Source organism: Streptomyces luteosporeus, assembly GCF_039532865.1.
Lineage (GTDB): Bacteria > Actinomycetota > Actinomycetes > Streptomycetales > Streptomycetaceae > Streptomyces > Streptomyces luteosporeus.
In genome coordinates this window covers 55,617-79,528 of the sequence record NZ_BAAASL010000005.1, presented here as the reverse complement: position 1 = coordinate 79,528, position 23,912 = coordinate 55,617, and the positions used below count along the sequence as shown (strand labels likewise).

The 23,912-nt window shown below is 73.0% G+C and carries 1 protein-coding gene; it reads left to right on the top strand.

The window, feature by feature from the left end; translation table 11 throughout:
- Positions 1–16: 16 nt before the first annotated feature.
- Positions 17–23,833 (top strand): non-ribosomal peptide synthetase, encoded by a 23,817-nt coding sequence (locus ABD361_RS07565; protein WP_344434036.1) that lies wholly within the window; start codon positions 17–19, stop codon positions 23,831–23,833.
- Positions 23,834–23,912: the final 79 nt, after the last annotated feature.

Sequence of the window (23,912 nt, the reverse complement as noted above, 5' to 3'; positions counted from 1 at the left end):
GGGGAGTGAATTCTTCATGAGCCATGCCGACGCGCCGGCCGCAGCCCACCCCCCGCTGACCCTCCCCGAGGTCTTCGAGGCCCGGGCCGCCGTCACGCCCGACGCGCCGGCCCTCACCGACGGGCACACGACGTGGACGTACGCCGAACTCGACGCGCACGCCAACCGCATCGCCCACTGGCTCATCGACCGCGGCACCGGCCCGGAGGACGTCGTCGGCATCGCCCTGCCCCGCGGCACCACCCACACCGCGGCCCTCCTCGGCATCCTCAAGGCCGGCGCCGCCTACCTCCCCCTGGACCCGCGACAACCCGCCGAACGCCTGGCCCACCTCCTCGCCGACGCCGCACCCGCCCTCGTCCTCACCCACGCCACGACGCCCCTGCCCGTGCCACCCGGCACCCCCGTCGCCCGCGTCGACGACCCCGACGCGACCGGCGCCCGCTCGCCGTACGCCCCCACCGCACCCCGCGACGAGGACCGCCGCTCACCGCTGCACCACCGGAACCTCGCCTACCTGATGTACACCTCCGGCTCCACCGGCCGCCCCAAGCCCGTCGGCGTCCCCCACACCGGCCTCGCCAGCCTGGTCACCACCATCGTGCGCCACTACACCGCCCACCGGCCCGCGCGCATCCTGCAGTTCGCCCCCGCCACCTTCGACGTCGCCGTCTGGGAGATGCTCACCGCCTTCGCCACCGGCGGCACCCTCGTCGTCCCGCGCGACGCACACGACGAGGGCCTCCTCGGCACCGACCTCGCCGACGCCCTCGCCCGCCACCGCATCACCCACGTCACCCTCCCCGTCCCCGTCCTGGCCACCCTGCCCCCCGACGCCCCGGACCGGCTGCCCGACCTCACCACTGTCAACACCGGCGGCGAACCCTGCCCGCCCGACCTCGTCGCACGCTGGTCGGACCGGGTACGGCTCATCAACGGCTACGGCGCCACCGAATGCTCGGTCGCCACCACCCTCAGCACCCCCCTGCGCCCCGACGACGGCCCGCCCCCCATCGGTGCCCCCGTCGCCGACGCCCGCGTGTACGTCCTGGACGACGCCCTGCGCCCTGTCACCGCCGGCCGGGCCGGCGAACTCTATGTCGCCGGCCCCGGCGTGGCCCGCGGCTACCCCGGCCACCACGACCTGACCGCCGAGCGCTTCGTCGCCGACCCCTTCCGTGCCGACGGCACCCGCATGTACCGCACGGGCGACCTCGGCCGCCGGACCGACGACGGCCGGATCGTCTTCCTCGGCCGCACCGACGACCAGGTGCGCATCCGCGGCATCCGCACCGAACCCGGCGAGCTGGAGACCGCCCTCGCCGGCCTGCCCGGCGTGGCCCAGGCCGCCGTCACCACCCGCCCCGCCGACCACGACGGCCGGGACCTGCGCCTGATCGGCTACGCCGTCCCCGAACCCGATGCCACCCTCACGCCCGACACCCTCCGCGACCACCTCCGGGCCCTGCTGCCCGACCACCTCGTCCCCGCCGCGGTCGTCGTCCTGCCCGCCCTCCCGCTCACCGCCCACGGCAAGATCGACCGCACGGCGCTGCCCGACCCCGATTCCCCCGCACCCGGCGTCCTTTCCGCCCACGCCAGGCCACGCACCCCCCGCGAGGAGACGCTGTGCGCCCTCTTCGCGGACGTGCTGGGCGTGCCGGAGGTCGGCATCGACGACAACTTCTTCGACATCGGCGGCCACTCCCTCCTCGCCACCCGGCTCATCAGCCGCATCCGCAGCACCTTCGACACCGAGCTGCCCCTGCGGGCCCTCTTCGAGACGCCCACGGTGGCCGGCCTGGCCGGACTGCTCGGCACCACACCGGGCGCCGACCGTGCCGACCGTGCCCCTGTTGTTCCCCGGCTTGTTCCCCGGCTTGTTCCCCGGCCCCGGCCGGAGCGGCTGCCGCTGTCGTACGCGCAGCAGCGGTTGTGGTTCCTCCACCAGCTCGAAGGCCCCTCGGCGACGTACAACATGCCCCTCGCGCTGTGGCTGACAGGCGACCTCGACACGGCCGCCCTGGAGGCCGCCCTCAACGACGTCGTCGCCCGCCACGAGCCCCTGCGCACCCTGTTCACCGAGACCGCCGACGGCGTCCACCAGCACATCCTGCCGCCGGAACAGGCCACGGTGGACCTGCACCACCGCGCCCTGCCGGAGCACGAACTCGGCGAGGCACTGCACAGCGCTGCCCGCCACCCCTTCGATCTGGCCACCGGCATTCCCGTACGCGCCCGGCTGCTGACCGTGGGGCCGCAGAAGTCGGTACTGCTGCTGGTCATTCACCACATTGCGGGTGACGGCTGGTCCTCGGGGCCGCTGGCCCGGGACATCGTGGCGGCGTACGCGGCACGGCGGGCGGGCAGCGCCGGGCCGGAGTGGTCGGCGCTGCCGGTGCAGTACGCGGACTACACGGTGTGGCAGCGCGAAGTGCTGGGCGAGGAGTCGGATCCGGGGAGCCTGCTCGGGCAGCAGTTCCGCTACTGGGAGGAGCGGCTGGCCGGCCTGCCCGAGACCGTGACCCTGCCGCCCGACCACCCCCGCCCGGAAGCGGGAAGCTGGGCCGGCGACCGGCTGCGCCTCGCCCTCGACGCCACCACCCATGCGCAGCTGCAGGCACTGGCCAGGGCCTCGGGCACGACGCTGTTCATGGTGCTGCATGCCGGTCTCGCTGCGCTGCTGACCCGGCTGGGCGCCGGCACCGACATCGCGGTCGGTTCCCCGGTGGCGGGACGCACGGACGAGGCCCTCGACGATCTCGTCGGGCTGTTCGTGAACACGGTGGTGCTGCGGACGGACACGGCGGGGAACCCGTCGTTCGGTGAGTTGCTCGAGCGGGTGCGGGAGTCGAGTCTGGCGGCGTTCGCGCATCAGGAGGTGCCGTTCGAGTATCTGGTGGAGCGTCTCAATCCGCAGCGGTCGGCGGGTCGGCATCCGTTGTTCCAGGTGGCGTTGGTGCTGCAGAACAACGAAGAGGGCCGCTTCGACCTGCCGGACCTGCAGGTCCACACGGAGGAAATCGGTACCGGCACCTCCAAGTTCGACCTGACGCTGAGCCTCTCGGAGACCTTCGACGACGCGGGCGAACCGGCGGGCCTCGAAGGGTACGTCGAGTACTCGACGGACCTGTACGAGCGGGGGACGGCGGAGGCGTTCACGGCCCGGTGGGTGCGGCTGCTGGCGGAAGCGGCGGCGGAGTCGGGACGGACGATCGGCGAACTGCGGCTGCTTGCCGATGACGAGCGGCAGCGCCTGCTCGGCGAGTGGGGCGCCGGTGGGGTAGCGGAGTCGCGCAGCTGGCCGGCGCTGTTCGAGGAGCGGGTGCGGGCCGATGCGGGTGCGGTGGCCGTGGTGGAGGGGGACACCACGTGGACGTACGCCGAGCTGAGTGCCCGTGCGAACCGGGTCGCGTGGTGGCTGATCGAGCGCGGGGTCGGCCCGGAGGACGTGGTGGGGGTGTCGGTGCCTGCGGGTGCGGGGCAGGTGGCCGCGGTGCTGGGGGTGCTGAAGGCGGGAGCGGCGTACCTGCCGGTGGACATGGAGTACCCCGCTGAACGAATACAGCAGCTGCTCGTCGACGCGGGGGCCGGGGTCGTTCTCGACGACGCGGCTCTGGAGGATGCGCTGGCGACGCAGCGCGACTCCGAGCCCGTGGTGCGGTTGTTGCCACAGCATCCGGCATACGTGATCTATACGTCGGGTTCGACGGGCACGCCGAAGGGCGTGGTGGTCTCGCATCAGGGCTTGGCGGGGCTGGCGGCAGGGCTGGGGGAGCGGTCTGGCATTCGCCCGGGAGCCCGGGTGCTGCGGGCCGCGTCGCTGAGTTTCGATGCGTCGGTTCTCGAGATGCTGCTGGCGTTGTCGTCGGGTGCGGCGTTGGTGGTGGCGACGGATCGTGCGCAGCTGGCTGGGGAGGAGTTGGAGTCGCTGCTGTCCGGCAGCGGGATCACACATGCCTTCCTGCCGCCGTCGGTGTTGATGTCGCTGCCTGCCGGTGCCCCGGAGCGGTTGCCGCGGCTGGAAACGCTGATCGTCGGCGCGGAAGCGTGCCCGCCGGAGGCGGTGGCGGCCTGGTCCCCGGGGCGTCGCATGGTCAACGCCTACGGCCCGACAGAAGCCACAGTGGCGGTGGCGATGAGCCGCCCGCTGTCCGGCACCCGTGCGCCCATAGGCGGTCCCGCTCCCGGCGTGCGGCTGATGGTGCTGGACGAGCGCCTCGGCCTCGTTCCTCCCGGGGTGCCAGGGGAGCTGTACGTTGTGGGGCCGGGCCTCGCCCGCGGCTACCTCGGCCGCCCCGACCTGACCGCTGAACGGTTCGTGACCTGCCCCCAAGCCTCGGGTGAGCGGATGTACCGGACCGGCGACCTGGTGCGCTGGGCGGGTGACGGTCAGCTGGAGTTCCTGGGCCGGACCGACGACCAGGTGAAGATCCGGGGCTTCCGTATCGAGCCCGGCGAAGTGGAATCCGTTCTGCGTGCTCAGCCCGGCGTGGCCCAGGCCGTCGTCGTGGCGCGCCGGTACCAGGGACACGACGCCCGCCTTGTCGCCTACGTCGTCCCCACCGCCGAACCCGTTGCCGAGCAAGTGGGGGAGTGGCAGGAGATCTACGAGTCGGTGTATGCCCGGCCGGATTCGGAGGTGCTGGGTGAGGACTTCGCCGGCTGGAACAGCTCCTACACCGGTGAACCGATACCGCTGCCCGAGATGCGGGAATGGCGCGATGCTGCCGTGGCCCGTATCCGTGAGCAGCAGCCCCGACGGGTGCTGGAGATCGGTGTCGGATCCGGCCTGCTGTTGGGGCACGTAGCAGCCGACGTGGAGTCCTACTGGGCCACCGACTTCTCCCCGGCTGTCATCGACCGGTTGAGCGCGCAGGTCACCGCGGCCGGCTGGGAATACGTGCAGCTGTTGTGCCGTCCTGCCGACGACTTCACTGATCTGCCGCAGGGTTTCTTCGACACGATCGTGGTCAACTCGGTCGTCCAGTACTTCCCCGACCACCACTACCTGCAGCGTGTTCTCGACCAGGCATGGCAGCTCCTGGCCGACGGCGGCCGGATCCTGGTCGGTGACGTCCGCCACCGTGGCTCGGTCCGCGCCTTCCACACCGCCATCCACGCCCCCCACGCCCCCGACACCAACCACCTCCGCGCCGCAGTGGAACAAGCAGTGGTCACCGAGAAGGAACTTCTCCTCGATCCCGGCTTCTTCACCACCTGGGCCGCTGCCCGACACATCGCGGTCGACATCCATCTCAAGCGCGGCACCAACCACAACGAACTCACCCGCCACCGCTACGAAGTCACCCTCCACAAAACCGCGACCGCAACCGACGTATCCCACATCCCCACCCTCACCTGGGGCCAGGACATCACCTCCCTGGACGACGCCACCGCCACCGGCCCCGTCCGCATCACCGGCATCCCCAACCCCCGCCTGACCGGCGAGGTCGCCGCCGCCGAGGGGTTGGCGGCCGGCCTGTCCGTACACCTCCTGCAGCGCCGTCTGGCGGAGGGCGGCCGGCAGCACGCCGTCGATCCCGAGGCGCTGTTGCGCCGGGCCGAGGAGCGGGGCTTCCGGGCAGCCGTCACGTGGAACCCGCAGCGGCTGGACGACGTCGACCTGGTCCTCCTGCCCGGCCATGCCTCCACCCCCCTCACCGGTACCTACGTTCCGCCCACCGAGCGGCCGCTCGCGGCCTACGCCAACGCTCCCGCCCGGGCCCGTTCCGCCGGCGAGCTGGTGACCACGCTGCGGGCCGCGCTCTCCTCCCGGCTCCCGGCCCACCTCGTGCCGTCGGCGGTCGTCGCCCTCGACGCACTGCCCCTCGCCCCCAGCGGCAAGGTCGACAAGTCGGCCCTGCCCGACCCGGCCCACGTCGTGGCGACTTCGGGCCCGCGACGCGCACCGCGTACCCCGCAGGAGGAGATCCTCTGCACCCTCTTCGCGGGCGTGCTGGGCGTGCCCGAGGTGGGGATCGACGACGACTTCTTCGACCTCGGCGGCCACTCCCTCCTCGCCACCAAACTCATCAACAGGATCCGCACCACCCTCGGCGCCGAAGTGCCCCTGCGCACCCTCTTCGACGCCCCCACCGTGGCCCGCCTGGCCCAGGAGCTGCGCGCCGGCGGGGCGGCCCGTACGGCGCCCGTCGCGCGTCCGCGCCCGGACCTCCTGCCCTTGTCGTTCGCGCAGCAGCGGCTGTGGTTCCTGCATCAGCTCGAAGGCCCGTCGGCGATGTACAACATCCCCCTCGCCCTCCGGCTGAGCGGGGATCTCGACACGGCCGCCCTCGCCGCCGCCCTCGGCGACGTGGTGGCCCGGCACGAGCCGCTGCGCACCCTGTACCCGGACGTCGACGGCCGGCCGCACCAGCTCGTCCTGCCGCCGGGCGAGGCACGTCCGGCTCTGCCGGTCGAGGACGTCGGGGCGTCCGGCGCGCGCCTGGACGCGCGCATCCGCGAGCTGGCCCACCACACCTTCGCGCTCGACCGGGACCTGCCCGTACGGGCCACGCTGCTCGGTGCCGGTCCGGACGCGTGGGTGCTGGTGCTCGTCGTCCATCACATCGCCACTGACGGCTGGTCGATGACCCCGCTGGCCGAGGACCTCGCCACTGCGTACACGGCCCGGCTCCAGGGCCGGGCGCCGCAGTGGGCGCCACTGCCGGTGCAGTACGCGGACTACACCCTCTGGCAGCACGAACTGCTCGGCGACGACAGCGATCCCGACAGCGTCTTCGCCCGCCAGGCCCGCTACTGGACCGACCACCTCGCCGCTCTCCCCGAGCTGGTGACCGTCCCCGCCGACCGGCCGCGGCCGCCCGTCGCCTCGTACGACAGCGCCATGCTGCCCTTCGCCCTCGACGCCCGCACCCACGCCGCCCTCAAGGAACTCGCCCGGGCCACCGACACCACCCTCTTCATGGTGCTGCACGCCGGCCTGGCCGCTCTCCTCACCCGGCTCGGGGCGGGCACCGACATCGCCGTCGGTTCGCCGATCGCCGGGCGTACGGACGAGCAGCTCGACGACCTGGTCGGCTTCTTCGTCAACACCCTCGTCCTGCGCACCGACACCTCCGGCGATCCCACGTTCACCGACGTCCTGCAGCAAGTCAGGGAGACAAGCCTCGCCGCCTTCACCCACCAGGATGTGCCCTTCGAGTACCTCGTCGAGAAGCTCAACCCGCAGCGCACCACCGCCCACCACCCCCTCGTCCAGGTCATGCTCACTCTTCAGAACACCGACGACGTCCGTTTCGACCTTCCCGGGCTGCGGGCCCGGCTGGAGAACCCCGGCCAGAGCGGTCTGCAGTTCGACCTGCTCGTCAACATCGGCGAGACCTTCGACGAGGACGGCAGCCCGGCGGGGGTGAGCGGATTCGTCGAGTACGCCACCGACCTGTACGAACCGGCCACCGTCGAGGCGTTCGGCGAGCGCTTCGTACGGCTGCTCGCCGCCGCCGCGCAGCAGCCGGGGCGGCCCGTCGGCGCGCTGGACATCCTCTCCCGCGCCGAGCGCGCCCGGCTGCTGGAGTGGTCGGGCGCCGGGAGGACGGGGACACCTGCTCCGCTCACCCTGCCGCAGCTGTTCGGCCGGGCCGCCCGCAGCACCCCGGACGCGGTCGCGCTCGTCGCCGGCGACCGCGAGATCCCGTACGCCGGCCTGGACCGCTGGTCGAACCGCATCGCCCACTGCCTCCTCCAGCGGGGCATCGGGCCCGGGCACCGCGTGGCCCTGCTGATGCGGCGCGGACCCGCGCTGGTCGCCGCCCTCCTCGGAGTGCTCAAGACCGGCGCCGCCTACGTACCGGTCGACCCCGACTACCCGGCCGAGCGCCGGGCGCACATGCTCGGCGACTGCGCCCCCTCCGTCGTGCTCGACGACGCCTGGGCGCAGGAGGACCTCGGCCGGTTCCCCGCCACCGACCCCGGCGTCGCCGTCGACCCGGCGCAGGCCGCGTACGTCATCTACACCTCCGGTTCCACCGGCCGGCCGAAGGGCGTCGAGGTCACCCACCTGGGCATCGCCGGGCTGGCCGCTGCCAAGCGGCAGGCGTTCGGGCTGGGGACGGGGGACCGCGTGCTGCAGTTCTCCCCGTCCAGCTTCGACGCGATGGTCTCCGAGCTGGTCACCACCTTCTCCGGCGGCGCCACCCTCGTGCTGCCCGACCGCACGGGTCTGGCCGGACCCGAACTCGCCGACGAGATCCGCCGGCAGCGGGTGACGAACGCGACGCTGCCGCCCTCTGTCCTGGCCACCCTGGAGCTCGCCGACCGGGCCGCGGGCCGTGCCGCCGACGGGGACGGGACCGGGGCCGGGGACGGGACCGGCGTCCTGCCCGGCCTGCGCACGCTCGCCGTGGCGGGTGAGGCCTGCCCGCCCGACCTGGCCGGGCGCTGGGCCCCCGGCCGCCGGATGATCAACGCCTACGGGCCGACGGAATCCACGGTCGGCGCCGCCATGCACGTCCTCACCGGCCACGACACCGCGCCGGTGCCCATCGGGCACCCGCTGCCCGGCCTGTCCGCGTACGTCCTGGACGACCGGCTCGACCTGCTGCCGCCGGGCGTGCCCGGCGAGCTGTACGTGGCCGGACCCGGCCTGGCCCGCGGCTACCTCGGCCGCCCCGACCTGACCGCCGAACGGTTCCTCGCCTGCCCCCATGCCCCGGGCGAGCGCATGTACCGCACCGGCGACCTCGTCCGCTGGAACGCCCACGGCCGGCTGGAGTACCTCGGCCGGGCCGACGACCAGGTCAAGGTGCGCGGCTTCCGCGTCGAACCCGGCGAGATCGAGGCCGAGCTGCGCCGCGCGCCCGGCGTCGTCCAGGCCCTGGTCACCGCCCACGAGCACCAGGACGGCGACAACCGCCTGATCGCCCACGTCGTGCCCGAGGACGGAGCCCGGTTCTCGGAGGCGGCGGTGCGCGAGGTCTTGCGCGAGCGGCTGCCCGGCTACATGGTCCCGTCGGCGATCGTGGTGCTGGACGCCTTCCCCCTCACCCCCAGCGGCAAGGTGGACCGGGCCGCGCTGCCCGCGCCGGACTACGGATCCGGCACGCGGCGGGCGCCGCGCACGCCGCAGGAGGAGATCCTGTGCGCGCTCTTCGCCGATGTGCTGGGCCTGGCGGAGGTGGGAATCGACGACGACTTCTTCGACCTCGGCGGGCACTCCCTGCTGGCGACCCGGCTCGTCAGCCGCATCCGCAGCGTGCTGGGCGCGGACATCGCCCTGCGGACGCTGTTCGACCTACCGACAGTGGCCGGTCTGGCCCGGCACATCGGCGGCCGGCCGGACACTGCCCGTACCGCCCTTGCTCCTCGTCCGCGGCCGGACGTCCTGCCGTTGTCGTTCGCGCAGCAGCGGTTGTGGTTCCTGTACAAGTTCGAGGGGCCGTCGTCGACGTACAACATGCCGCTGGCCCTGCGCCTGACCGGGCAGCTGGACGTGGCGGCGCTGGAGGCAGCCCTCAACGACGTGATCTTCCGTCACGAGCCGTTGCGGACGGTCTTCCCCGACACCGACGGCCGCCCCCGGCAGCACGTCCTCACCCCGCAGGAGGCCCGGCTGCGGCTGCCCGTCGAGGACGTCGCCGAGCAGGAGCTCGCGGCCCGCATGGACGAGGTCGCCCGCCATCACTTCGCCCTCGACCGGGAGATGCCCGTCCACGCCCGGCTGCTCGCCACCGCTCCCGGCGTCGCCGTACTCGTCCTCGTCCTGCACCACATCGCGGGCGACGGCTGGTCGATGGGACCGCTGGCCGACGACCTGGCGAGCGCGTACGCAGCCCGCACGCGGGGCGATGCGCCGCAGTGGGGGCCGCTGCCGGTGCAGTACGCGGACTACACCCTCTGGCAGCACGAACTGCTCGGCGACGACAGCGATCCCGACAGCGTCTTCGCCCGCCAGGCCCGCTACTGGACCGACCACCTCGCCGGCCTCCCCGAGCTGGTGACCGTCCCGGCCGACCATCCGCGGCCGCCCGTCGCCTCCTACCGGGGGGCGGAGTTCCGGTTCGCCTGGGACGCGCGGACGCACGCGGCACTGAAGGAGCTGGCGCGTACCAGCGACACCACGCTCTTCATGGTGCTGCACGCCGGCCTGGCCGCCCTGCTGACCCGGCTGGGCGCGGGCACCGACATCGCCGTGGGCTCACCGATCGCCGGGCGTACCGACGAGCAGCTCGACGACCTGGTGGGCTTCTTCGTCAACACCCTCGTGCTGCGCACCGACACCTCCGGCGACCCCACGTTCGCCGATCTGCTGGAGCAGGTGCGGGAGACGAGCCTGGCGGCCTTCACGCACCAGGACGTGCCGTTCGAGTACCTCGTCGAGAAGCTCAACCCCCGCCGCACGACCGCCCACCACCCGCTCGTCCAGATCATGCTCGCCCTGCAGAACACCGCGTACGTCACCTTCGGGCTCCCCGGACTCCACACCCGCCTCGAACAGCCCGGCCCCGGCGGCTCCCAGTTCGACCTGACCGTCAACCTGGCCGAGACCTTCGACGCCGACGGCAACCCCGCCGGGCTCACCGGCATCATCGACTACGCCACCGACCTGTACGCACCCGCCACCGTCGAGGCCCTGGCCGCCCGATGGGCCCGCCTCCTCGACGCCGCGGCAGCCGCACCGGACGAACCCGTCGGCGCGCTGCCCGTGCTCACCGCCGAAGAACACGCACTCCTGCTCACCCACTGGGGCACCAACGACGATCCCGCGGCCCCCCTGCCCCTCCCGGCACTCATCGAACGACAGGTCCGTGCCACCCCCGACGCCACCGCGCTGACCGACGCCGCCGGCTCCCTCACCTACGCCGAACTCAACGCCCGCTCCAACCGGATCGCCCACTGGCTCCTGGGCCGGTGGCCGGGCACGCCAACGGGCACGGCAACCGAGCGGATCGTGGCCCTCGCCGCACCCCGCACCGTGCTGCACATCACGGCCGTCCTCGGCATCCTCAAGGCCGGAGCGGCCCACCTGCCCGTCGACCCGGACCACCCGGCCGAACGCATCGCCACCGTGCTCGCCGACGCCGCACCGGCCGCGCTCCTCACCACCCGCGCCATCGCCGAGCGCCTCCCGGCCGGCCTGCCCACCGAGGTCGTCCTCCTCGACGCCCCGGCCGTCGTCGCCGAACTGAGCGACCAACCGGACGCCGACCCGCTCGACGCCGCCTGCCGTGTGCGGGCGAGCGCCGACCACCCCGCGTACGTCATCTACACCTCCGGCTCCACCGGGCACCCCAAGGGCGTCACCGTCACCCACGCCGGACTGCCCGCACTCGCCGCCACACTCGACCGCTTCGCCGTGGCGGCCGGCAGCCGCATCCTGCAGTTCACCTCGCCCAGCTTCGACGTGTCGGTGATGGAACTGCTGATGGGTTTCACCGCCGGCGCCACCCTCGTCCTGCCCGGCACCGACCGGCTCGCGGGGGACGAACTCGCCCGCGTCCTCGCCGATCAGCGCATCAGCCACCTCTTCATCCCGCCCTCCGTCCTGCAGACCCTGCCGCCCGGCACCGAGGACGCCCTGCCCGACCTCGCCTGCGTCGTCGTCGCGGGCGAGGCCTGCCCGCCCGACCTCGTCCGGCGCTGGGCGCCCGGCCGCCGGATGGTCAACGCCTACGGGCCCACCGAGACCACCGTCTACGCCACCACCAGCGGACCGCTCACCGGAGCCGGCGCGCCCATCGGCCGCCCGGTGACCGGCGCCCGCGTCCACGTCCTCGACGACCGGCTGCGGCCCGTCCCGCCGGGCGTGCGCGGCGAGCTGTACGTGGCCGGCCCCGCCCTGGCCCGCGGCTACCTCGGCCGCCCCGGGCTCACCGCCGAACGGTTCGTCGCCGACCCGTACGCCACCGCGCCGGGCGAACGCATGTACCGCACCGGCGACGTCGTCCGCTGGAACTCCGACGGACAGCTGGAGTACCTCGGCCGGGCCGACGACCAGGTCAAGGTGCGCGGCTTCCGCGTCGAACCCGGCGAGATCGAGGCCCAACTGCGCCGCGCGCCCGGCGTCGCCCAGGCCCTCGTCGTCGCCCGCGACCACCAGGACGACGACAGGCGGCTGGTCGCGTACGTCGTACCGGAGGACGGCGCGCGGTTGTCGGACGCCGGCGTGCGCGAGGTCTTGCGCGAGCGGCTGCCCGGCTACATGGTCCCGTCGGCGATCGTGGTGCTGGACGCCTTCCCGCTGAGCCCGAACGGCAAGGTGGACCGCGCCGCGCTGCCCGCGCCGGACTACGGGCCGGGCACGCGACGGGCGCCGCGCACGCCGCAGGAGGAGATCCTCTGCGCGCTCTTCGCCGAGGTGCTGGGGCTCGGTGAGGTGGGAATCGACGACGACTTCTTCGACCTCGGCGGGCACTCCCTGCTGGCGACCCGGCTCGTCAGCCGCATCCGCCGCGCCCTGGGCGCCGAAGTGCCCCTGCGCACCCTCTTCGACGCACCCTCCGTCGCCCGGCTCGCCCGCCACCTCGCCCCCGGCGACGTCCGCGCCGCACTCACCACGCGGCCACGGCCGCAGCGGCTGCCACTGTCGTACGCGCAGCAGCGGCTGTGGTTCCTCCACCAGCTCGAAGGCCCCTCGGCGACCTACAACATGCCCCTCGCCCTGCGCCTCACCGGGCAGCTCGACGTGGCGGCGCTGGAAGCCGCCCTCAACGACGTGATCGCCCGCCACGAGCCGCTGCGCACCCGGTTCCCCGAACGGGACGGTCACCCGTACCAGCACGTCCTCGCCCCGCAGCAGGCGCGGCTCGACCTGCCGGTCGAGCGGATCGCCGAACACCGGCTCCGGCAGGCGGTGGAGGAGACCGCGCGCCTCGGCTTCCGCCTGGAGCGCGAGATGCCGGTGCGGGCGCGGTTGCTCGTGCTGGGGCCGCAGGAGTCGGTGCTGGTGCTCGTCATTCACCACATTGCGGGTGACGGCTGGTCCATGGGGCCGCTGGCGCGGGATGTCGTGGCGGCGTACGGGGCGCGGCGGGCGGGAGGTGCCGGACCGGAGTGGTCGGCGCTGCCGGTGCAGTACGCGGACTACACGGTGTGGCAGCGTGAAGTGCTGGGCGAGGAGTCGGATCCGGGAAGTCTGTTCGGGCAGCAGTTCCGGTACTGGGAGGAACGGCTGGCCGGCCTGCCGGACGGAGTGACCGTCCCTGCCGACCGGCCCCGGCCCGCCGTGGCCTCGTACGCCGGTGACGCGATCCGCGTCGACCTCGGGCCGCAGACGCACGACGCCCTGCGGCAGCTGGCGCGCTCTTCGGGCACGACGCTGTTCATGGTGCTGCACGCGGGGCTGGCCGCGCTGCTGACCCGGCTGGGCGCGGGCACCGACATCGCGGTCGGCAGCGGTGTGGCCGGGCGCACGGACGAGGCCCTCGACGATCTCGTCGGATTCTTCGTGAACACGGTGGTGCTGCGGACGGACACGGCGGGGAACCCGTCGTTCGGTGAGTTGCTGGAGCGGGTGCGGGAGTCGAGTCTGGCGGCGTTCGCGCATCAGGAGGTCCCGTTCGAGTATCTGGTGGAGCGTCTCAATCCGCAGCGGTCGGCGGGGCGGCATCCGTTGTTCCAGGTGGCGCTGGTGCTGCAGAACAACGAAGAGGGCCGCTTCGACCTGCCGGACCTGCAGGTCCGCACCGAACCCCTCGGCACCGGCACATCGAAGTTCGACCTCACTGTGAGCGTCTCCGAGACCTTCGACGAGGCGGGCCGCCCGGCCGGAGTCACGGGCTTCGTGGAGTTCGCCACCGACCTGTACGAGCGGGGGACGGCGGAGGCGTTCGCGGCCCGGTGGGTGCGGCTGCTGGCGGAAGCGGCGGCGGAGCCGGGGCGGGCGATCGGCGAGCTGGAGGTCCTGGCGGGCGGGGAGCGGGAGCGCCTCCTGCGTGAGTGGGGCGTCGGTGGGGTGGCGGAGCCGCGGAGTTGGCCGGCGCTGTTCGGGGAGTGGGTGCGGGCCGATGCGGGTGCGGTTGCGGTGGTGGAGGGGGACACCGCCTGGTCGTACGGGGAGTTGGACGCCCGTGCCGATCGCGTTGCGTGGTGGTTGATCGAGCGTGGGGTCGGCCCGGAGGACGTGGTGGGGGTGTCGGTGCCTGCGGGTGCGGGGCAGGTGGCTGCGGTGCTGGGGGTGCTGAAGGCGGGGGCGGCGTACCTGCCGGTGGACGTGGAGTACCCGGCGGAACGCGTTCGGCAGGTGCTGGACGATGCGGGTGCTGCGGTGGTCCTCGACGACGCGGCTTTGGCCGAGGCGCTGGCGATGCAGCGCGACTCGGGGCCGGTGGTGCGGTTGTTGCCGCAGCATCCGGCGTATGTGATCTATACGTCGGGTTCGACGGGGACGCCGAAGGGTGTGGTGGTCTCGCATCAGGGCTTGGCGGGGTTGGCTGCGGGGCTGCGGGAGAGGTCGGGGGTCCGGCCGGGGGCGCGGGTGTTGCGGGCGGCGTCGCTGAGCTTCGATGCGTCGGTGTTGGAGATGCTGCTGGCGTTGTCGTCGGGTGCGGCGTTGGTGGTGGCGACGGATCGTGGGCAGCTGGCGGGGGAGGGGCTGGAGTCGCTGCTGTCCGGCAGCGGGGTCACGCATGCCTTCCTGCCGCCGTCGGTGTTGATGTCGCTGCCTGCCAGTGCGTCGGAACGGTTGCCGCAGCTGGAAACGCTGATGGTGGGTGCGGAAGCGTGCCCGCCGGAGGTGGTCGCCGCTTGGTCGGAGGGCCGTCGCATGGTGAATGCGTACGGTCCGACCGAGGCCACGGTGGCGGTGGCGATGAGCCGCCCGCTGACGGGAGAGCGCGCGCCGGTGGGTGCCCCCGTTCCCGGGGTGCGGCTGCTGGTCCTCGACGAGCGGCTGGGGGTGGTTCCACAGGGTGTTGCGGGCGAGTTGTATGTTGCCGGGCCCGCTCTGGCGCGTGGTTACGGTGGGCGTCCCGATCTGACTGCCGAGCGGTTCGTGGCCTGTCCTTATGTGCCGGGTGAGCGGATGTACCGGACCGGCGATCTGGTGCGCTGGGCGGGCGACGGTCAGCTGGAGTTCCTGGGCCGGACCGACGACCAGGTGAAGATCCGGGGCTTCCGTATCGAGCCCGGCGAGGTGGAGTCCGTCCTGCGCGCCCAGCCCGGCGTGGCCCAGGCCGTCGTCGTGGCGCGCAGGCATCAGGAACACGACACCCGCCTCGTCGCCTACATCGTGCCGTCCGGCTCGGACGGTGGTGGGGACAGCGCGTTCGCCGGAGAGCAGGTCGATGAATGGCAGGAGATCTACGAGTCGGTGTATGCCCGGCCGGATTCGGAGGTGCTGGGTGAGGACTTCGCCGGCTGGAACAGCTCCTACACCGGTGAACCGATTCCACTGAGTGAGATGCGGGAGTGGCGGGATGCTGCTGTGGCGCGTGTGTGTGAGCGACAGCCGCGGCGGGTGCTGGAGATCGGTGTAGGTTCGGGCCTGTTGCTGGGGCGCGTGGCGGGTGGGGTCGACTCCTATTGGGCCACCGATTTCTCCCCGGCTGTCATCGACCGGTTGAGTGCGCAGGTCGCCGCGGCTGGCTGGGAGCACGTGCAGCTGTTGTGCCGTCCTGCCGACGACTTCACTGATCTGCCGGCGGGTTTCTTCGACACGATCGTGGTCAACTCGGTCGTCCAGTACTTCCCCGACCACCACTACCTGCAGCGTGTCCTGGAGCAGGCATGGCAGCTCGTGGCCGATGGCGGCCGGATCCTGGTCGGTGACGTCCGCCACCGTGGTTCGGTCCGTGCCTTCCACACCGCCGTCCACGCCCCCCACGCCACGGACACCAATCACCTTCGGGCAGCGGTCGAGCAGGCAGTGGTCACCGAGAAGGAACTTCTCCTCGATCCCGGCTTCTTCACCACCTGGGCCGCTGCCCGGCACATCGCGGTCGACGTTCGTCTCAAGCGCGGCACCAGCCACAACGAACTCACCCGTCACCGCTACGAGGTCACCCTTCACAAATCCCGAGAAGCCACAGACGTTTCCACTGTCCCGAGCCTCACCTGGGGCCAGGACATCAGTACCCTGGACGACGCCACCGCCACCGGCCCCGTCCGCATCACCGGCATCCCCAACCCCCGCCTGACCGGCGAGGTCGCCGCCGCGCGGGCAGCGGCCGGCAGCGCGCCGGTGCAGCGCATCCGTGAGCTGCTGGCCGAGGTGACTGAGGACGCAGGGCCGGATCCGGAAGCTGTTCACCGCTGGGCCGCGCAGCAGGGGTGCCGGGCCCTCCTCACCTGGAACCCCCAGGAGGTGGACCGGTACGACGCGGTGCTCGTCCCGTACTCCGACGAGTCCCGGGCATTCACAGGGACGTACGCGCCCGTCGCCGAGCGGCCGTTGTCGGCGCTCGTCAGCGACCCGGCCCGCGCCCGCGGCACCGGCGAACTGGTCACCGACCTGCGGCACACGCTCAAGGAGGTGCTCCCGGCCCACCTCGTGCCGTCGGCGATCGTCGCCCTCGACGCCTTGCCCCTCACCACCGGCGGCAAGGTGGACCGGGCCGCGCTGCCCGCGCCGGACTACGGCTCGGGCGCGCGGCGGGCGCCGCGCACGCCGCAGGAGGAGATCCTGTGCGGGCTGTTCGCGGAGGTGCTGGGCCTGGCGGAGGTGGGGATCGACGACGACTTCTTCGACCTCGGCGGGCACTCCCTCCTCGCCACCAAACTCATCAACAGGATCCGCACCACCCTCGGCGCCGAAGTGCCCCTCCGCACCCTCTTCGACGCCCCCACCGTGGCCCGGCTGGTACGGCAGCTGCGGAGTGCCGACGCGCCTCGTACCGCCCTCGCCCCCCGTCCGCGCCCCGCCGTCCTGCCCTTGTCGTTCGCGCAGCAGCGGTTGTGGTTCCTGTACAAGTTCGAGGGGCCGTCTTCGACCTACAACATGCCGCTGGCCCTCCGGCTCACCGGGCAGCTGGACGTACCGGCCCTGGAGGCCGCCCTCAACGACGTGGTCGCCCGCCATGAGTCGTTGCGGACGGTCTTCCCCGACACCGACGGCCGTCCCCGGCAGCACGTCCTCACCCCGCAGGAGGCCCGACTGCGGCTGCCCGTCGAGCAGGTCGACGAGGGGGAGGCCGTCCGCACCCGGATCCATGAGATCGTCCGGCACGGGTTCGCCCTTGACCGGGAGATTCCGTTCCTCGCCCGACTGCTGTCCGTGGGGGAAGGAACGGACGCATGGGTGCTGGTGCTGGCCCTGCACCACATTGCGGGCGACGGCTGGTCCTCCGGACCGCTGGCACGCGACCTGGCCGTTGCGTACGCGGCGCGTGTGGCGGGCGAGGCGCCGCAGTGGGCGCCGCTGCCCGTGCAGTACGCGGACTACACCCTCTGGCAGCACGAACTGCTCGGCGACGACAGCGATCCCGACAGCGTCTTCGCCCGCCAGGCCCGCTACTGGACCGACCACCTCGCCGCTCTGCCCGAGCAGGTGACGGTACCGGCCGACCATCCGCGGCCGCCCGTCGCCTCGTACGAGAGCGACACCCTCTCCTTCTCGCTCGACGCGCGGGCGCACGAGGCGCTGAGGGAGCTGGCGCGTACCAGCGGCACCACCTTGTTCATGGTGCTGCACGCCGGCCTGGCCGCTCTCCTCACCCGGCTCGGGGCGGGCACCGACATCGCCGTCGGTTCGCCGATCGCCGGGCGTACGGACGAGGGGCTGGACGACCTGGTCGGCTTCTTCGTCAACACCCTCGTCCTGCGCACGGACACCTCCGGCGACCCCACGTTCACCGACCTGCTGGAGCAGGTGCGGGAGACGAGTCTGGCGGCCTTCACCCACCAGGACGTGCCCTTCGAGTACCTCGTCGAGAAGCTCAACCCGCACCGCACGACGGCCCGTCACCCGCTCGTCCAGGTCATGCTGGCCCTGCAGAACACCGCAGACGTCCACTTCGAGCTGCCCGGACTTCGTGCGCAGTACCAGGACCCGGGCGCCGCAGGCTCGCAGTTCGATCTGACGCTGAGCCTGTCGGAGTCCTTCGGCAACGCGGGCGATCCGGCCGGTGTTCAAGGTGTTGTGGAGTTCGCCAAGGATCTGTACGACCGGGGGACGGTGGAGGCGCTCGTGGCGCGCTGGGTACGGCTGCTGGCAGCTGCCGCAGCCGCACCGGGCCGGCCGATCAGCGCCCTACCGGTCCTCACCGAGGACGAGCGGGAGCGCCTCCTCGACGACTGGGGCGCCGGCGGAGAACCGGGCCCGCAGCGGACGTGGCCTGCCCTGTTCGAGGAGCGGGTGCGGGCCGATGCGGGTGCGGTGGCCGTGGTGGAGGGGGACACCACGTGGACGTACGCGCAACTCGACGTACGGGCGAGCCGGGTCGCGTGGTGGTTGATCGAGCGCGGGGTCGGCCCGGAGGACGTGGTGGCGGTGTCGGTGCCTGCGGGTGCGGGGCAGGTGGCCGCGGTGCTGGGCGTGCTGAAGGCGGGCGCGGCGTACGTACCCGTGGATGCCGACTACCCCGCCGAACGCATCCGTCGGCTGCTCGCCGATTCCAACGCCGCCGTCGTTCTCGACGACGCGGCCTTGGCCGAGGCGCTGGCGACGCGGCGCGATTCGGGGCCTGTGGTGCGGTGGTTGCCGCAGCATCCGGCGTATGTGATCTATACGTCGGGTTCGACGGGCACGCCGAAGGGTGTGGTGGTCTCGCATCAGGGCTTGGCGGGGTTGGCGACAGGGCTGCGGGAGCGGTCTGGCATTCGCCCGGGCGCCCGGGTGCTGCGGGCAGCCTCTCTGAGTTTCGATGCGTCGGTTCTCGAAATGCTGCTGGCGTTGTCGTCGGGTGCGGCGTTGATCGTGGCAGCGGATCGTGCGCAGCTGGCGGGGGAGGAGCTGGAGTCCCTGCTGTCGGCCGGCGGGGTCACGCACGCGTTCCTGCCGCCGTCCGTGTTGATGTCGCTGCCCGCTGGCGCCCCGGAACGGTTGCCGCAGCTGGAAACGCTGATCGTCGGCGCGGAAGCGTGCCCGCCCGAGCTGGTAGCGGCCTGGTCCCCGGGGCGTCGCATGGTCAACGCCTACGGCCCGACGGAGGCCACAGTCGCTGTGGCGATGAGCCGCCCGTTGTCCGGCCACCGAGCACCCGTGGGCGGTCCCGTCCCCGGCGTACGGCTCCTGGTCCTCGACGAGGGCCTCGGCCTCGTCCCTCCCGGCGTACCCGGCGAGCTGTACGTTGCCGGGCCCGGCCTGGCCCGCGGCTACCTCGGCCGCCCCGACCTGACCGCTGAACGGTTCGTGGCCTGCCTCCATGCCTCGGGTGAGCGGATGTACCGGACCGGCGATCTGGTGCGCTGGGCGGGCGACGGTCAGCTGGAGTTCCTGGGCCGGACCGACGACCAGGTGAAGATCCGGGGCTTCCGTATCGAGCCCGGCGAAGTGGAATCCGTCCTGCACGCCCAACCGGGCGTCGCCCAGGCCGTCGTCGTGGCACGCCGGCACCAGGAACACGACACCCGCCTCGTCGCCTACGTCGTGCCGACCCCCGCTCTCGACGGGCGGCTCTCCTCGTCCGCCTCCCTCAGCACCTCCCTCCGCGACGTCCTCCGCACCCGGCTGCCCGCGCACATGGTGCCGTCGGCCGTCGTCGTCCTGGACGCCCTGCCGCTCACCCCCAGCGGCAAGGTGGACCGGGCCGCGCTGCCCGCGCCGGACTACGGATCCGGCACGCGACGGGCGCCGCGCACGCCGCAGGAGGAGGCCCTCTGCGCGCTCTTCGCGGATGTGCTGGGCGTGCCCGAGGTCGGCATCGACGACGACTTCTTCGACCTCGGCGGGCACTCCCTGCTGGCGACTCGCCTCGTCAGCCGCATCCGCAGCGTGCTGGGCGCGGACATCGCCCTGCGGACGCTGTTCGACGTACCGACGGTGGCCGGCCTGGCCCAGCACGTGGGCGCCGCGTCGGACACCGCCCGTACCGCCCTCGCCCCCCGTCCGCGTCCCGCCGTCCTGCCCTTGTCGTTCGCGCAGCAGCGGCTGTGGTTCCTGTACAAGTTCGAGGGGCCCTCCTCGACCTACAACATGCCGCTCGCCCTACGCCTGACCGGACAGCTGGACGTGCCGGCCCTGGAGGCAGCCCTCAACGACGTGATTTCCCGTCACGAGCCGCTGCGTACGGTCTTCCCCGACACCGACGGCCGCCCCCGGCAGCACGTCCTCACCCCGCAGGAGGCCCGTCTCCCGCTGCCCGTCGTGCCGGTGCGGGAGGAGCAGGTGGCGGAGGGGGTGCGCGAGACCGTGCGGTACGGATTCGCGCTCGACCGGGAGATCCCCGTGCACGCCCGGCTGCTGTCCGTGGGGCCGGAGGAGTCGGTCCTGGTGCTCGTCGTCCACCACATCGCGGGCGACGGCTGGTCGATGGGGCCGCTGGCACGTGACCTGGTGGCCGCCTACGGGGCCCGGCTGGAGGGCGGTGCGCCGCAGTGGTCGCCGCTGCCGGTGCAGTACGCGGACTACACGCTCTGGCAGCACGAAGTGCTCGGCGACGACAGCGATCCCGACAGCCTCTTCGTCCGTCAGGCCCGCTACTGGACCGACCACCTCGCCGCTCTGCCCGAGCAGGTGACCGTGCCGGCCGACCGGCCCCGCCCGGCCGTCGCCTCCCATCAGGGCGACGTGGCACCGCTGGCGGTCGACGCCCGCACGCACGCCGCCCTCAAGGAACTCGCCCGCGCCTCCGGCACCACGCTCTTCATGGTGCTGCAGGCCGGTCTGGCCGCGCTGCTCACCCGGCTCGGGGCGGGCGAGGACATCACCTTGGGCTCGCCCGTCGCCGGCCGGGGGGACGAGGGGCTGGACGATCTGGTCGGCTTCTTCGTCAACACCCTCGTCCTGCGCACCGACACCTCCGGCGACCCCGCCTTCTCCACCCTCCTCTCCCGCGTCCGGGAGACGAGCCTTGCGGCCTACACCCACCAGGACGTGCCCTTCGAGTACCTCGTCGAGAAGCTCAATCCTCAGCGGTCCACCGCTCATCACCCCTTGTTCCAGGTGGTGCTGGTGCTGCAGAGTGGCGACGACGCCCGGTTCGAGCTGCCTGGGCTGCGCGTGCGCACGGAGCCGATCGGGGTGGGGTCGGCCAAGTTCGACGTGTTCTTCAGCGTCGCCGAGACCTTCGACGACGAGGGCCGTCCCGCCGGGCTGACCGGCCTGATCGAGTACGCCACCGACCTCTACGACGCGCAGACCGTGCGCGTGCTCGCCGACCGGTGGTCCCGGCTGCTGCGGGCGGCGGTCGCGGATCCCGGGCGGCCGATCGGTGCCCTGGAGATCCTGGGCGCCGGCGAGCGGGAAGAGCTGCTGGAGTGGTCGCGGGCCGACCGGTCCGACGAGCCGGCGGTGACGCTGCCGGAGCTCTTCGCCCGGGCAGCGGCCCGGGATCCGGGCGCCGTCGCGCTGCGCTGGGACGCCGGACACCTGTCGTACGGGGAGCTGGACCGGCTCTCCAACCGCATCGCGCACTGCCTGCTCGACCGCGGGGTGGGGCCCGAGCGGCGCGTGGCGCTGCTGATGCGGCGCGGCCCCGGGCTGGTCGCGACCGTGCTGGGCGTGCTGAAGGCCGGGGCGGCCTACGTGCCCGTCGACCCGGACTATCCGGCCGAGCGCATCGCGTTCATGTTGCAGGACGCGGAGCCCGCCCAGGTGCTCGACGACGGATGGACCGAGCGGGAGGACCTCTCGCGCTACCCGGACACGGCGCCCGACGTGACCGTCTACCCCGCGCACCCCGCGTACGTCATCTACACCTCCGGTTCCACGGGCCGGCCCAAGGGGGTGGCCGTCACCCACGCCGGCATCGCCAACCTGGCCAAGGCGCAAGTGGACGGCTTCGCCCTCACATCGCAGAGCAGGGTCCTGCAGTTCGCCTCGCCCAGCTTCGACGTGTCCGTGTGGGAGCTGGTGATGGCCTTCGCCGCCGGGGCGAGCCTGGTGGCGGTTTCGGCGGACGCGCTGGCGGGTGAAGCGTTGCAGGAGACCATGCGGCGCCAACAGGTCACGCACGTGACGCTACCGCCGTCGGTGCTGGCCACCTTGGACGGGTACGGGCCCGGCGGCGCGCTGGCCGGGCTGGAGGTGCTGCTGGTGGCGGGCGAGGCGTGCCCGCCGGACCTGGTGGGCCGGTGGGCCCCGGGCCGCCGCATGATCAACGCGTACGGGCCCACGGAGTCGACCGTCGGGGCGGCCATGAGCACGCCGCTGACCGGGCGGGAGGCCCCGGTCGTGCCCATCGGCCGGCCGTTGTACGGGCTGTCCGGGTTCGTGCTGGACGCCGGGTTGCGCCTGGTGCCGCGGGGCGTGGTGGGCGAGTTGTACGTGGCCGGTGCCGGCCTGGCCCGGGGATACCTGGGCCGGCCGGGGCTGACCGCCGAGCGCTTCGTCGCCCACCCCTTCGGCGCCCCGGGCGAGCGGATGTACCGCACGGGGGATGTGGTCCGCTGGAATGCCGAGGGCCAGCTGGAGTTCCTCGGGCGCGCCGACGACCAGGTCAAGATCCGCGGCTTCCGGGTCGAACCCGGCGAGGTGCAGGCCGCCTTGCGGCGCCTGCCCGGCATCGTGCAGGCCGTCGTCGTCGCCGACCGGCACGCGGCGGGCGACACCCGCCTGGTGGCGTACGTCGTGCCCGAGCAGCCGGAGTCCTTCTCCGCCGCGGACGTGCGCGAGGCGCTGCGCGAGCGGCTCCCGGCGTACATGGTGCCCGCGGCCGTCGTCGCCCTCGACGAGCTCGTCCTCAGCCCCAACGGCAAGGTCGACCGGCGCGCCCTGCCCGCCCCGGACTACGGGGGCGGCCCGGCGCGGCCGCCGCGCACCCCGCAGGAGGAGGTGCTGTGCGGCTTGTTCACCGAGGTGCTGGCGGTGCCGGGGGTGGGGGTCGACGACGGGTTCTTCGACCTGGGCGGGCACTCCCTGCTGGCGACCCGGCTGATCAGCCGCATCCGTGACGTCCTGGGCGTCGAGCTGCCCCTGCGGGCCCTGTTCGAGGCACCGACGGTGGCCGCGCTCGCGCAGCGGCTCGGCGGCGAGGGGGAGAGGTCCAGCGCCTTCGACGTCCTGCTGCCGCTGCGCACCAAGGGCGCCCGGCCGCCGCTGTTCTGCCTGCACTCCGGTGGAGGCATGAGCTGGAACTACGCCGCCCTGCTGCCGCACCTCGCCGCCGACGTCCCGCTGTACGGGCTGCAGGCCCGCGGCCTGGCGCACCCCGACGACCTGCCGCGGTCGCTGGAGGAGGTGGCCGACGACTGCATCGAGGCGATGCTCCGGGTGCAGCCGTCGGGGCCGTACCACCTGCTCGGCCACTCCTTCGGCGGGGTGGTGGCCCACGCCATGGCCGCCCGGCTGCGCGAGCGCGGCCAGGAGGTCGCCCTGATCGTCTGCCTGGACGCCAAACCGGCCGCCGACGAGGGCGAGCTGGAGGAACACGCGCACGAGGAGTACTACCGGGGGATCCTCGACCTGCTGGGCGTCGGGACGGAGCAGGTGCCGGCCGGGCCGATGGGCTTCGACGAGTTCGCCGAGCTGGCCCGGACCACCAACACCGTGCTCGGCAGCATCGAGGAGGAGGAATTCCTCACCATCATGCGGGTGCTGGAGAACAACATCGCCGTCACGGCGCGCTACCGGCATGAACGGGTCGCCACGCGCATGGTGCTGTTCGCGGCGACGGAGGAGACCGACACCGTGCTGGACGCCAGCAGCTGGCACCCGTACGTCGACGGTGAGGTCGTCTGCCACCGGGTGGCCACCACCCACGCCGGCATCCTCAAGCCGGAGATACTCGCCCGGATCGCCTCGGTGATCGATACGGAGCTGCGCGGGACGCGGTGACGGCGAGAAGGACAACGGCGAAAGGCCTGCGCCGCCGGCCGACGTACCGTACGTCGGCCGGCGGCGCAGGCCCCCGGAC

What these genes read in the sequence shown, in the direction of transcription:
- ABD361_RS07565 (WP_344434036.1), top strand. Translation starts at nt 17, where the DNA reads ATGAGCCATGCCGACGCGCCGGCCGCAGCCCACCCCCCGCTGACCCTC.